Source organism: Providencia sp. PROV252 (genome assembly GCF_033676005.1).
GTDB classification, from domain to species: domain Bacteria; phylum Pseudomonadota; class Gammaproteobacteria; order Enterobacterales; family Enterobacteriaceae; genus Providencia; species Providencia vermicola.
The window spans coordinates 4,411,698-4,424,436 of record NZ_CP096294.1; the positions used below are offsets into that span (position 1 = coordinate 4,411,698).

At 42.9% G+C, this 12,739-nt stretch carries 13 protein-coding genes; 7 read left to right on the forward strand and 6 right to left on the reverse strand.

The window, feature by feature from the left end:
- Positions 1–367 precede the first annotated feature (367 nt).
- Positions 368–1,498: a YiiX/YebB-like N1pC/P60 family cysteine hydrolase gene (locus M1F05_RS20470; protein ID WP_206085933.1), complete on the forward strand. Its 1,131-nt coding sequence runs from the start codon at positions 368–370 to the stop codon at positions 1,496–1,498.
- 35 nt (positions 1,499–1,533) lie between these two features.
- On the opposite strand, the gene M1F05_RS20475 is transcribed toward M1F05_RS20470, so the two are convergent.
- Together M1F05_RS20475 and M1F05_RS20480 are read right to left on the reverse strand one after the other, a co-directional pair.
- On the reverse strand, positions 1,534–1,785 hold the full coding sequence (locus tag M1F05_RS20475) for an ogr/Delta-like zinc finger family protein (protein ID WP_206085932.1): 252 nt from the start codon (positions 1,783–1,785) through the stop codon (positions 1,534–1,536).
- 50 nt (positions 1,786–1,835) lie between these two features.
- The gene (locus M1F05_RS20480) at positions 1,836–2,960 is read right to left on the reverse strand and encodes a phage late control D family protein (RefSeq protein ID WP_206085930.1); all 1,125 of its coding nucleotides are present in this window, start codon (positions 2,958–2,960) and stop codon (positions 1,836–1,838) included.
- Positions 2,961–3,115: 155 nt separating this feature from the next.
- On the opposite strand from M1F05_RS20480, the gene M1F05_RS20485 reads away from it, so the two are divergent.
- From M1F05_RS20485 to M1F05_RS20510, 6 genes are read left to right on the forward strand one after another with little or no spacing between them, the layout of a single operon-like run.
- Positions 3,116–4,303 (forward strand): phage tail sheath subtilisin-like domain-containing protein, encoded by a 1,188-nt coding sequence (locus M1F05_RS20485; protein WP_206085928.1) that lies wholly within the window; start codon positions 3,116–3,118, stop codon positions 4,301–4,303.
- Positions 4,304–4,306: 3 nt separating this feature from the next.
- Positions 4,307–4,819: a phage major tail tube protein gene (locus M1F05_RS20490; protein WP_206085921.1), complete on the forward strand. Its 513-nt coding sequence runs from the start codon at positions 4,307–4,309 to the stop codon at positions 4,817–4,819.
- Between the two features lie 54 nt (positions 4,820–4,873).
- Complete coding sequence (locus tag M1F05_RS20495) at positions 4,874–5,173, forward strand: phage tail assembly protein (protein WP_206085919.1); 300 nt, start codon at positions 4,874–4,876, stop codon at positions 5,171–5,173.
- A 44-nt stretch (positions 5,174–5,217) separates the two neighbouring features.
- The gene (locus M1F05_RS20500; RefSeq protein ID WP_318826064.1) at positions 5,218–5,325 is read left to right on the forward strand and encodes a GpE family phage tail protein; all 108 of its coding nucleotides are present in this window, start codon (positions 5,218–5,220) and stop codon (positions 5,323–5,325) included.
- Positions 5,322–8,138 carry a phage tail tape measure protein gene (locus tag M1F05_RS20505; RefSeq protein WP_272516359.1) on the forward strand — a complete coding sequence of 939 codons (2,817 nt, stop codon included), beginning with the start codon at positions 5,322–5,324 and terminating at the stop codon, positions 8,136–8,138. Before M1F05_RS20500 ends, M1F05_RS20505 begins: the two co-directional genes overlap by 4 nt.
- A gap of 23 nt (positions 8,139–8,161) precedes the next feature.
- Positions 8,162–8,572, forward strand: coding sequence for a phage tail protein (locus tag M1F05_RS20510; protein ID WP_412990632.1), 411 nt, complete (start codon positions 8,162–8,164; stop codon positions 8,570–8,572).
- Between the two features lie 35 nt (positions 8,573–8,607).
- On the opposite strand, the gene M1F05_RS20515 is transcribed toward M1F05_RS20510, so the two are convergent.
- Genes M1F05_RS20515 through M1F05_RS20530 form a run of 4 tightly spaced genes read right to left on the reverse strand, consistent with a single transcriptional unit; the run spans position 8,608 to position 12,737 of the window.
- Positions 8,608–9,228, reverse strand: a complete 621-nt coding sequence (locus tag M1F05_RS20515) for a tail fiber assembly protein (protein ID WP_206085914.1) — start codon at positions 9,226–9,228, stop codon at positions 8,608–8,610.
- Positions 9,228–11,228 carry a phage tail protein gene (locus M1F05_RS20520; protein WP_272516360.1) on the reverse strand — a complete coding sequence of 667 codons (2,001 nt, stop codon included), beginning with the start codon at positions 11,226–11,228 and terminating at the stop codon, positions 9,228–9,230. The genes M1F05_RS20515 and M1F05_RS20520 overlap by 1 nt, the downstream gene beginning before the upstream one ends.
- Positions 11,225–11,836, reverse strand: coding sequence for a phage tail protein I (locus M1F05_RS20525; RefSeq protein WP_206085912.1), 612 nt, complete (start codon positions 11,834–11,836; stop codon positions 11,225–11,227). The genes M1F05_RS20520 and M1F05_RS20525 overlap by 4 nt, the downstream gene beginning before the upstream one ends.
- Complete coding sequence (locus tag M1F05_RS20530; RefSeq protein ID WP_206085910.1) at positions 11,829–12,737, reverse strand: baseplate J/gp47 family protein; 909 nt, start codon at positions 12,735–12,737, stop codon at positions 11,829–11,831. Before M1F05_RS20530 ends, M1F05_RS20525 begins: the two co-directional genes overlap by 8 nt.
- Positions 12,738–12,739 lie beyond the last annotated feature (2 nt).

Consider the following 12,739-nt stretch of genomic DNA (forward strand, 5'->3'; position numbering starts at 1 on the left):
ATAGTTAACATCCAACCTATTTAAACAAAAAAAAAGCCCCTAAAAGGGGCTATAAAAGACAGGGATGGTGTTCGTTATTAAATTGTAAGTTATTGTTATATATTAATTTGCAATTCTCACCGTCCACGTTCCGTCCACATCGACCATTATTGATATATGCAAGTAAGGCCCCGAATAAAAAAGGGGCTTAACTTTATTTACATAACTCCCTACTCAAACACGTGTATTCCTACATATATCAATCTAAGTAAAGTCAGTCTAAAATCATATGTAACATTCAATGATATATAAGATTAAATTTTGCTTATTCTTTATTAACAAAGTATAGTTTTTATATTTTCAACTATAATGAACTGTAGGAATAAATATGGATAGCACTGATAGAAAAAAAACCAAGTATATTCTTAATCTTAATTTATTAGAGCCTGGAGATATTATATTAGAACGCGGTTATAATATACAATCCCCTATTATTAGCATTGCTACCGGTAGTCATTATTCACATGCCATGATATACATAGGAAATACTATTATCGAAGCTACACTAAAAGGTGGGGTTTTCAGCAGAATACCTAATAGAATCTCAGTTAGAGAAAAATTAGACTTGAAAGTACTTAGATTAAAAAATAAGCCAACTGAGGATCAAGTAAGGAAAATAATAAAGAAAGCAGGGTTAATTTCTAGCACGCCATATAGTTTGAAAGAAGCTGTACTTACCATCAAAGATAAAAAGCCTGCTGCAACTCAAAAACAATTTTGCTCTAGGTTAGTTGCCACCTGTTACGAATATGCCGATATTAAATTAGTTTCTGATGCTAACTATTGTTCTCCTGCAGATATAGAACGCTCAGTCTTGCTACAAGAAGTACAGAATGCAGTTATACTAGGTACACCAGAAGAAATTCAACATGCAACAGAGAAATCACTCCATGAAGAACATACTAAATCTACAAAGCTATTTTGTGATAAATCAAAAACTATATTGGCATCACACGGTATTAGAACTGTTAATATAGAAAATGATATCGTCCCCATTGAAAACATAAATGATATATTTTGTGCTGTATATCAAAATAAAAACAATACTGCACTGGACTTAGAAATATCAAATCTAATGAAAAGTTCAGGATATATGGATGGAGTAAATCATGATAAACAACAAAACCCATACAGGTATAATATAGATTTATTTTTCAAACAATATAGTATTTTCAATGATGAGCAAAAATTTAATTATCTTGCTGATGAAATTAGAAGAGAGCACTCACACCTTGAGCATCGAATAAATAATTTCATCACTAGCAAGGACAATGCAAAATCTGGACTACTTTTATTTAAATATGAATTTGATATTAATAAAGGCATGTTAGAATCGATATTATCGCGATTACTTATTATTCAAGAGTATTGTACTAAACTAAATAATCATGGCTTCTTCTCTGATCATTTAAAAAACTCAAATAATATGATTAATATAATAAAAAAATATTTGAACTAACTAAGAAAGAAAAACCTCTTCCGAGGTTTTTCTCTTTACATCGGTAACAATAACTGATTCTCACCGTAGTGACTTTTCGGAAACGCATCACCAGGTAATTTAAAATCAGCTGGTAACGGTTGAGGGTTGGGTATCGTTAAATAGCGTTCGACACTTTGTAATGTCGTGAACGTACAGCCACATAAAACATTTTGACATTGATGATAACTGCGTTTTGTTTCTTCTGTTACTGGCTCACTGGTACGAGTGTAAGATGCGGCGCCGCATTTTGGACAATTAAACGCCATTGTAAAGCCTTGGTTCTTGGATTTGCCTAACCTAATTATAACACGTTATATCAATTGGCTGAATTATCACCGTCCACCATATTGTCATTATCAATCTTTAACTCTAATTCTAATTGCGTTTGAAACCCGTTATCACTGATTTGATGTACCACGCGAGAAATGATCCACCGGTGACTATCAATAACCGTTTTAAAACCAACCACCGCCGCTGGCATTTCTGGGTATAAATCGGCGCGCCCTCTTGCTAGGGTAATGTTAAATTCTGCTGCACCTCTTTGCAGTTTTAACCACTTCGCCGCTGCTGCACGTTTTGCGGTCTCTTCGGTCTTATAGGTCTGACGTAATACATAAACATTACCCTCAGCTCCCTCTAAATATTCGCCCTCTTTACTACTGGATTTCGCCTTTTTCTCTTTTTTTGGCTTGGTCGTTTTTTTCTTTTTGCGCTTAACACTCGTGGCTGGCTTTTTACCAAAATTCAAGTCTAACCAATTGGCTTTAACGCCTGTGTAGGCGTCACGGTCTGCCACTCGAAAGCTGTGCTTGTCACCCACATCACGCTTAATCACCACTTCGGGTATTGGTGTTCCGCTTTGCGTTAGCCCACGGTTAGGAATAATAAACAGTAAGTTACCATTTTTAATCGTCGCAATAGCTCCAAGCATTTCAGCTATACGGGATAAAAAACTAATATCGCTCTCGTTTGTTTGGTCTGCGTGGTCGATTTCAATATCAATTAACTGCTTACTGACGGCAGGCGTTAAGTTGTAGCGCCCTGCGATTGCACTCACAACTTTACCGACTTTGATATCATGCCAACTATATTCGCGCTTAACGTTAAATTCTTGGCGAAAGTCTGCAGACCTGGCTGTGATGATCACTTGGTCAGGCGCCCCACTATGGCTGATTTCATCAACAGTAAAAATACCTTTGTGTATCAGTGGCTCTCTCAACCAACCAATTGCGATACTGACCTCAACACCGCGTGGCGGCAGTTCTATTTTTCCGTCAGTGTCATCAATGGTGATTTCCAGCGTATCAGCTTCAAACCCGCGATTGTCGGTTATCGTCAGACCAATTAGCCGGTCATTCAAACTCAGTATTTGCTTACCGCCTATCGTGATATCAAACGCCGGTTGTTTCACTAGCTCAGAATCAAAATATTGCTCAAACATAATCCTCTCCCCGTATGCCGACACTTTCCCACATCGCGCGCGCGAGTTGGTATAGCTTTTCCTTGTCGTGTGAATGTGACAAGTCAAACCGCATGATTTTACAGGTTTTTATTAAGACAATAGTGTGACTGATATTATTCTAGTGAGGCTCAATTATGACTTATCATCACGGCGTGGAAGTCAAAGAGACAACAAAACTCACCACATTAATTCGTGACTTAAACACCTCAACTATTGGTGTTGTCTGTACGGGTGATGATGCGGATGAAAGCTTGTTTCCTCTCGATACGCCCGTATTAATTACGCGTATTAATAATGTGTTAGGTAAAGCAGGTAAAACCGGCACATTGTATAAAACGCTCAAGGCGATTTCTGACCAGTGCAGCCCTAAAGTGGTTGTTATTCGTGTTGCCGATGCTGCCAATGTGAAGCCCGAAAATGGCGAAACAAAAACACAAGACCAGCTTGTGATTGGCGGCAATGGTGCAGACGGACGCTACACCGGTATGTATGCCTGGTTAACTGCTAAAGCGAAAGTGGATGAACAGCCACGTATTCTTATTGCACCTTGGTTAGACACTAAACCCGTTGCGCTACAAATGGCTATCTTTGCCGAAAAGCTCAAAGCGTTTGCTTATGTTTCTGCAAATGGCTGCGTCACCATTTCAGAAGCGAAAGAATACCGCAAAGACTTTAGCCAACGTGAAGTGATGGTGATTTACCCTGATTACTTAGGGTTTAACACTGAGACCGGTAAAAATGAAGTGATTGCGGCACCGGCTATTGCTGCAGGCTTACGTGCTCGTATTGATGATGAGCAAGGTTGGCATAAATCACTATCAAACGTGCCGGTTAATGGTGTACTGGGTATTTCTGCAGATGTGTACTGGTCATTACAAGACAAAGATACCGACTCAAACGACCTTAACGAAAAAGGCATCACCACCTTAATTAAGTACCAAGGTTATCGTTTTTGGGGCAACCGTACGTGCGATGAAGATATTTATGTTTTTGAAGTATATACCCGCACGGCGCAAATCTTAGCTGAAATGATCGCAGAGGCGCATTTTGCCTATGTTGATAAGCCACTCACTCCATCATTGATAAAAGATGTGATTGACGGCATTCAAAAGAAAGGTGATCAACTGGTTACACAAGGTCGCCTACTTGGTTTTAATTGCTGGTATGACCCATCGGCAAACCCAACAACCCAATTACGTGATGGTCACGCCATCATTAAATATAAATACACGCCAGTACCACCGCTTGAGCGTCTTGGATTAGAGCAGACCTTCACCGATGAGTATTTCGCCGTATTCGACCAATTAGGCTCAGGAGCGTAACACATGGGAATGCCTAAAAAACTCTATATGTTTGACCTTTTCATTAATGGTCAAACCTACCTTGGACAAGTAGAAGAGGTCACGCCCCCGAAACTTACGTTAAAAACGGAAGATTACCAAGGTGGGGGAATGCTCGGTTCCGTTGCACCGCAATTCGGCTTTGATGCTGGCGCATTAGATATGGATATCACGATGGGCGGTTTAAATATTGAACTTATCAAAGATTGGGGCGGCACGATTGACGGTACACAGTTCCGTTTCGCTGGCTCTTATTACGATGATTCAACGGGTGAAACAACCGCCTATGAACTTCAAACCCGTGGTCGTTTTAATGAACTTGACCAGGGAACCGCAAAAGCCGGTGATAACACTCAGCATAAGTACACCCTGAAAAATACTTATTGCAAGATCACGGCTAACGGTGAAACGCTTATTGAAATTGATTTACTCAATATGAAGTGGATTTCTGGCGGCATAGATCGCCTTGCCGAGCACCGAGCCAATATCGGTCACTAATTTTTGATAGCGTCATGCGTGGCGCTAATACCCTCTTTTGTTGGAGAATAAATAATGTCTATTGTTAAATTTAATAGCCCTGTACAAATCCAAGGTGGACGTGAAATTACAGAAGTCACGATCACAGATACGATGCACCAAGCGGGTGCATTGCGTGGTTTAAAATTGTGGGAAGTCGCAACCGGTGATGTTAACTCACTGATCACGCTGTTACCTCGCGTCACTCAACCTCGCCTCACGGAACAAGATATTGCCTCAATGCCAATTGATTGTTTTGCTCAGTTAGCCAATGAGGTCGCCACTTTTTTAGCGCCGAGTGCCCCACTCGAAGAGACGGACGCACAGGAAAACTAATCCCCGAAATACCCGCAATCGATATTGATGACATCATCGCCGATATTGCGATGGTGTTTCATTGGCCTCCCTCCTCTTTTGATGAAATGACAATTTCAGAATTGATAAAGTGGCATAGGCTCGCGGCGGCTCGCATAGGACAAAACGAATGACAGATCGCAATCTCAACATTCGGGTATCTCTCAGCGCCGTAAATCGTCTTACATCACCGGTTAGTGCTGCACAACGCAGTGCTACCGGTTTTGCTTCTCAAATCAGGGCCACACAAAACAGTATTCGAAACCTGGCTGGCCAAGCTAGCACATTTGACCGGCTCTCACAGTCAGTTAAACGCAACAATACGGCGTATGAAGAAGCAAAAACGAAAGTTAAGGCACTACGTGATAGTTACCCCGCATTAAATCAACGCACCGAAGAACAAAAACGCGCACTCGATCAAGCGAGGCTCGCCCGTGACCGTCTAGGCCGATCATTGGATAGTGAAAAACGAAAGTTACAAGCGACTGCAGCACAGCTATACCGACACGGTATTTCTATTCGCAATAGCGATAACGCTACCGCCCAAATCACTAGACGAACAGAAGCATATAATCGACAACTTGACATGCAGCGGCAACGGCTTACGGCGGTGACTCGCGCACAATCTCAATATCAAAAAGCCAAAGAAACCCGTAATAAGTTAGCAATTGGCGGTGCAACTGCGGTTGCTACTGGTGGCGGGGCGCTTTATGCAGCCTCGCGCGTCATGGCACCAGGTCGTGATTTTGACGAGGGTATGTCAGGTGTTCAAGCCCTCACCCGACTAGATAAAAACTCGCCTCAACTGGCGATGCTACGCCAACAAGCGCGTGAACTTGGCGCAAGTACAGCTTATACATCAACGGATGTTGCCTCCGGTCAAAAGTTTCTAGCAATGGCAGGCTTTACTCCCGAGGCCATTAAATCCGCTTTACCTGGTGTTTTAAACATGGGGTTAGCCGGTGATATGGATCTCGGCGAAGCCTCAGACATTGGCTCTAACGTTCTGACACAGTTCAAGCTTGATGCTGACCAAATGAACCGTGTATCAGACGTCCTTACCGCCACATTCACCCGAAGCAATACCGACTTACGAATGCTCGGCGAAACGATGACGTATGCTGGCCCCGTTGCTGCACAACTTGGCGTTAGCCTTGAAAGTATGGCAGCAATGGCGGGCACAATGGCAGATAATGGTATTCGTGGCTCTATGGCGGGTACATCCATGCGAGCGGGTTTATCTCGACTCGTAGCCCCGTTAGGCAAAGGGCAAGCCGCTATGAGCGCCCTAGGCGTTTCTGTAAAGGATGCCAACGGTAAATTACGTGATACTGGCGATATTTTAAAAGATGTGGGTAAGGCGCTGCGAAAATATGACCAGGCTAGCCAGATCCGCATTAAAAAAGACATTTTCGGTGAAGAGGCGATGGTGGGTATGGGCGCCGTCATTGATGCCACTCTCAGCGGGCGATATGACGAACTTCTCAAAGCCAACCAAGGCGCACTTGGCGAGGCCGATAAAAACGCAAAAATAAAAATTGATAACTTAAAAGGTGACTTGAAACAACTGGAATCAGCCTGGGAAGATCTCGGTATTCAAATGCAAGAAAGCGTTGATTCCCCGCTACGTAGCTTGACCCAAGGCATAACCAACGTTGTCGGCAGTATTGGAAAGTGGATGCAAGCGCACCCGCAATTAACTTCTATGTTGATAAAAGCAGGGTTAATCATTGCTGGTCTGACTGCAGCATTAGGAACATTAGCAATTGGCGCCGCTGCGGTAATGCTCCCATTTGCTGCCTTGCGTTTAAGCCTCTCACTCTTAACGGGAGGGCAAGGCCTATTAGGTGCTCAAGGCGCATTCTCTAATTTCTTCAATGTAATAAAAGCAGGTAGTTCTATCGCACGCGTTGCATTAACAACAATGTTTGGCCCAATTGGCTTAGTTGTTACCGCCCTAGTCATTGCTGCCCTCACTATTTATAAGTATTGGGATCACATCAAGGCTTTCTTTAGTGGTTTCTTTGATGGGCTTATGATTGGCCTTGCCCCAATAAGAGAGGCATTTAGTGGTGCATTTTCTGCCGTTGCCCCTCTTTTCGATGCAATTTGGAACGCTATTAAAAAAGCGTGGCAATGGTTAACTGAATTATTTGCGCCTATTAAGGCCTCCGATGAAGCATTAAAAGATTGTACTGAGGCGGGTAAAACCTTTGGTGAAGTTGTCGGATTCGCTATTTCGGCATTGATGACACCGATAACGATGGTTGCCAAAGGGATTAACTGGATACTTGAAGCGCTAGGCATGGCGCCGCAGGTTGCCAGTGATACGGTAAACCAAATTAATAAAATGAAGCCGGTTGAACTGACAGCGGAAACCAAAGCGGTCATGGATTCGTTTAGCTCACCGCTGCAGGGCATCGCCGCCGTTATCAAAGCAGGAAACCAGGAGCAAGCCAAAACCAATCAAGAGACAGCAAAGCACAATGAAAATGTCGAAAATGGCAATATCACACCACCAAAAGTAAAAGTACCTGAATTTGGAACGGATGTTTACAACCCTGGCGAAGCCAAAAACAAAGGTTCTAGTGGTGGCGGTATCTCTACGCCCGATAAAGAAGTACGGGACCCAAACAAACTTGGCGAAATTGTTTTTAAAAACTTCCCAGCCATTAAAGCGGTCGATGGACTTTACCAAGACCCAACTGTGCGCGGGGTATCAGTGCCTAATGTGCTCGCAGCCTCTGACGTTGCACCGGCGAAAATGGAAATGCAACGCCCTGTTAAGCAAGATATCAAGCAAGAGGGGAATAAGTACGAATTCCATTTTCACGGTGTTGATATGAAAGATGCCAAAAGTATCGCCTCCATTGTTCGCCAGGAACTGGAAAAACTTAAACGTGAAACGGATACGCGCCGTCGTTCTCTCTTAACCGATATAGGATAATCATTATGATGATGATTTTTGGTATGTTTGTTTTCATGTTGGAAACCATACCGTATCAAAACTTACAGCGTTCAATGAATTGGCGCTACGCCAAGAATGATCTGATTGGTCGTTCAGCATCTTATCAATACATTGGCGCCGGTGAAGATAAGATCACATTAACCGGTGTGTTAGTACCCGAAGTGACTGGCGGTGATATTTCCCTGGAACTATTACGTACATCGGCTTATCGCGGGCGCCCTTATCCACTGATTGATGGCACTGGCTTAATTTATGGTATGTATGTCATGGATAGTATGAGCGAGGGCAGGACGTTATTTTTTGGTGATGGTAAAGCCAAGCGAATCGAATTTACGATCACGTTGACCAGGGTAAGTGAGGATTCAAGAGAGAAGTTAGCCGGTATGGATTTAAACGATATACTTTCACTTTAGTTTATAAATAGTTAAGGGGCATAACGCCCCTTTTATTATTCTGGTTTTTCAGGCCATTCGATATCAGGAGCCGTTGAAGTATCAACACGATTTAACAGAACACGGTATTTTTTCCACGCTGTTAATTTTGCTTGGTAATCGTCATCATCAAGACCGACTTCAATGGCATCTTGTAAATACGTGATAGCGGCATTCGCTTCCTCTAATCGCTGCGCCTTTTCCTGCTCTGCTTGTGCAATAAATGCCGCTTTTTGAGCTTCGGTATCTGTTACCCACTTTTTGCTGTTCCACTTATCAAATTCTGTTTTTGGTGCTAACAATGTTAAATCGCTTTGCAAGTCACCAATAAAATCAATCTCCAGTGGTTGACGGGTTTCCGTGCTGTACGCCGTTTTCCCACGGTTATCTGTTACGATTTCCCACTTAGTGCCATCTTCACTGCGAACAACCGCGAAACCTGCTTTTGTGGGTAATTCAGGCGCATCAACATAAGCGCTGGCCGACACGCTCACATCAAAATAAATATTTTCCATCGTTGCATTTACATATTCGCGCGTTTGTGGGTCTGCGATATACGTTTTAATCCAACCCGATTTTGTTGCTAAACCATTTTCGCCGATTTCGGCTTGTTCAATTTCTAAATTATAGTTTTTCATTATGCTGCTCTCACAATATATAAAAATGCAATGTTGCGTGGTCGGTTTTCGTTTGCTGTAGGAACGACACGAGAAGCATCAAACGTATATGAAATTCCTCCGAGTGACTGATTCGTGTGTGATTTCAATCCCGTTAAGTTTTTCTTGAATGCTCCAGTTGCCCATCCCGATTTATTATCTGGCTGATTTCCTTCGCCGTTCATTGCAAATTCGCCCGTAATATTTCTAATCGCGTCATCCTGTGCAGATAACACAGTTCTAGAACTGTCAATATTTCGCCCTGCATCAAGTCCGCGGATGAACTCACCTCGTAAATCAGGTAATTTTCCCGATGGATACGCCAAGGCTAATAATGGATAAGTTGTTTTGTTGAAAGTTTGACCATTACAAACTAAAAAACCAGTCGGGGCAGTCGCTTGAGGCCACGGAATCGGCGAACCCACAGGACAATCACTTAATGCGCCTGAAGAACTAACATCTCTTAAATTACCGTTTCGGTCTATTGTTGTGTTGCCAGTGTGATACAACGTGCACCAATCCAGCACAGCATTGTTATTTATGACTCGAAAACCAAAGTCACTTTTACCACCAATTGGAAATGCTAGCTGGGCGCCGTAGTTACCTGTTGTGTGTGCGAAAATATTAAAGAGTGTGTGGTTTCCTTTGTTATAAGTATCGGAAGTAGCTCCACCATAACAGTATCCGGGGCCATTTATACGATAATCCGAAACAACAACACCGCTTTGCGCTAGCATGACACCGCTATTTTTACCAATACCAAAATCGCCAATCTTTACAATTTCTGAACTACCTATTAACGCTTTTCCATCCGCAGTCAATTTTAATGTAATGCCAGAGCGCGTATTACTAACAACAAAATCATCTGTTGTGTTTCCGTATCCAATAAGCCCTCGGCGATAGCCAGAAGCATCTAAAAAACCAATGTAGTTTGCTTGATTTGCACTTGCCAATTTGATTGCCAGTGCCTGGTCATTTTTTGTTATTTGACCGCCAGTTTTATCAAGTTTCTTACTAAGCTCATCATTGAGTTCTTTGGGTGAAACATAACTCCCCGCGGGTTGAGCACCTATATCAGCAGGAGTGATTTTAATATCTTCCCCTTGTCCTTGGAATGTATGACCTGCGATACGACTTGGTTTATCCAGTTTTTTTGCTGCAATCGCAGGGTTATTGATTCCCAAATAACGCTGATTAAAATCTAAAAAATCCGTTGGGATCACGCGCCCTTTTAAAATGAGACTGCCACTGGATGATAAAGAATAAATGAGATTTGTTGGCTCAGCACCTGTCGCTATTTGAATGCCATCTTTCGTCACAATTTCATGAAAAATAGTCGAGTTGTATAAGTACCTAAACTTCCTTAGATAATTTGCAATTTCATCTTTGTTACCCGTTAAACTTTCAATGTCATACGCTAAAGGGGCAACACCGTTAAATTTCAATGTTCCTGTGACACTATCACCTGCTTTATTGACTTTATTATCAATTTGTTTTTGTAATTTGATATCCAGCGCAGTAATCAAATCATCCACATACTTTCGGGTGGCTAAAACGACGGACGGATCTATCTTTAAGGTGACTGACTCGGTATGGCTAACAACTAATATCATGCGAATAGCTTGTGTACGACCCGACCCCTCGGCAAGTTGCGGCTTATACGTTTCAGGGCAGTTCGCCACGGCAATTAAATTACCAGTCTTATCAAATAAGCCGATTTCACGTATCCACCAACCGCCCTCTGCTTCGGGAATAATTTGTTCAGCAATGATTTGATTTTTATTTTTATCATCAATAAACAATGTATTAATTGCTGCACGGCGTTTTTCGGCAATTAATTTAGTTTGATTTGTGTCAGGCGTTGGTAGCTTTCCGCCGCCATCACCCACCGCCATGTGCGTTAATTCAAGCTTTGTGCCTAATGCTGTCGCTTGGGCTAATAAGTTCTCACCTAATTTTGTGAGTAAGGCAAAGTATTTCATTGTGGATTAATCCTCATTTCATCAATTAAGTGAATCGCAGTGCCTTGAACATCAAGGCCAGAAACAGAAATTAAAGGCGGTGTATACGCATAAACCGTAAGCGAATCCCCCGTGTAACTAGAAGCTGCGCAATAAAATTCACCACGAGTTTCAAGTTGAATAGTGAGCCCGACTAAATGGCGGCTCGCTGGCTTCGCATCAAAAATTAGTGCTTCTAACTCTTGATGCATTTCCTCAGTGATACCCGTTTCAAGCACGCCAATATCAAGGCGAAACGTGCCTGGTGTTTCATTGGTTTTCCACCATTCAACAACCCGAATTAAATAGCCCAACGGTTCAACAACACGGCGTAATGCCCCTATCGTGCCTTTGTGTTTATGAATAAACATCGCGGATTTAATAGCGTCACGCTTGGCTTTTTCAGTCCAGTTTTTATCCCAACGGTCAACACTGAACGCCCAGGCTAAATAGGGAAGTAAATGTACAGGGCATAGATCAGGGTTCCACAATTCGCGAATAGGAACAGGGACTTTCTCAATTTGAGCGCAAGCCTCAGCCGCCGCAATTTCCAGCTTTGATGAACCTACGGGTAACAACTGGCTATTCATCGGAACCGCCTAACACCACATTAATATTGGTGCAGTAGCTGGCCTGTGTTTTATCCAGTTTGATATCTGCAGCCGGCTTTTTAATTTCGACCCGCTGAACACCTTGAACGTGCAAGGCCGCATAAATGGCACTCAGTACAATGTCACGGCCTAGCCGATGTTGTTGTGTTGTATAGCGTTTTAGTTGTGCTTCTGCCGCTTCGGTGATGGGTTCATATTCAGGCGCTGGATAGCAATAAATCACCGCTTCAATTTCATAATTCACTATTTTTGCGGATTGAACGGTCACACGGTCAGCCACTGGCCTAACATCTTCATCGTTTAAAGCCACATTCACTTTTTCAATCAAATCAGCCGGTGCGGTGCCGTTCCCCTCACGAGATAACACCGTAACAGTGACATAAGCCGGCTTTGGGCTAATTACGGATGCATCGGCGACACGACCATCGGCGCTACGGGCATGATATTCATAACTGCCAATTGGACCCGCCACACTTAACGCTTCAAATGCACCAGGTATACGCACTCGGAGATCAGAATCGGATTCATACACTGGCGAAATAGGTGGAATAGCAGTTTCATCACCGGCAAATAGCACCAAGCGCTTAACGCCATTATTGGCGGCTAACTGATCAAGGTCTGCCCCTGTTGCAAACGCGACCATTGAAGCCCTTGCCGCCTCATTCACACGTTGTCTCAAAAGTAACTCACGGTAACAGTTAACTTGTAATAGCTTAACGAGCGGCTCAGACTCTAATTCTAATGTTCGCGCAATAGCGGCTCGCTGTTCTTCTGGCGTAGCTTCAATCAATGCCGCCTTGTGCTCTGCAAATAAAATCTCAAAATCAAGCGATTCCACAACATCCGGCGGCGGTAATAAACTTAAGTCAATAGTTGGCATGG

Excerpts from the sequence above, each read along its gene's own strand:
- M1F05_RS20520 (WP_272516360.1), bottom strand. The coding sequence starts at position 11,228 with ATGAAATACTTTGCCTTACTCACAAAATTAGGTGAGAACTTATTAGCC.
- M1F05_RS20510 (WP_412990632.1), top strand. The coding sequence starts at position 8,162 with ATGTTTGTTTTCATGTTGGAAACCATACCGTATCAAAACTTACAGCGT.
- M1F05_RS20525 (WP_206085912.1), bottom strand. The coding sequence starts at position 11,836 with ATGAATAGCCAGTTGTTACCCGTAGGTTCATCAAAGCTGGAAATTGCG.
- M1F05_RS20530 (WP_206085910.1), bottom strand. The coding sequence starts at position 12,737 with ATGCCAACTATTGACTTAAGTTTATTACCGCCGCCGGATGTTGTGGAA.
- M1F05_RS20475 (WP_206085932.1), bottom strand. The coding sequence starts at position 1,785 with ATGGCGTTTAATTGTCCAAAATGCGGCGCCGCATCTTACACTCGTACC.
- M1F05_RS20490 (WP_206085921.1), top strand. The coding sequence starts at position 4,307 with ATGGGAATGCCTAAAAAACTCTATATGTTTGACCTTTTCATTAATGGT.
- M1F05_RS20485 (WP_206085928.1), top strand. The coding sequence starts at position 3,116 with ATGACTTATCATCACGGCGTGGAAGTCAAAGAGACAACAAAACTCACC.
- M1F05_RS20495 (WP_206085919.1), top strand. The coding sequence starts at position 4,874 with ATGTCTATTGTTAAATTTAATAGCCCTGTACAAATCCAAGGTGGACGT.
- M1F05_RS20470 (WP_206085933.1), top strand. The coding sequence starts at position 368 with ATGGATAGCACTGATAGAAAAAAAACCAAGTATATTCTTAATCTTAAT.
- M1F05_RS20505 (WP_272516359.1), top strand. The coding sequence starts at position 5,322 with ATGACAGATCGCAATCTCAACATTCGGGTATCTCTCAGCGCCGTAAAT.
- M1F05_RS20515 (WP_206085914.1), bottom strand. The coding sequence starts at position 9,228 with ATGAAAAACTATAATTTAGAAATTGAACAAGCCGAAATCGGCGAAAAT.
- M1F05_RS20480 (WP_206085930.1), bottom strand. The coding sequence starts at position 2,960 with ATGTTTGAGCAATATTTTGATTCTGAGCTAGTGAAACAACCGGCGTTT.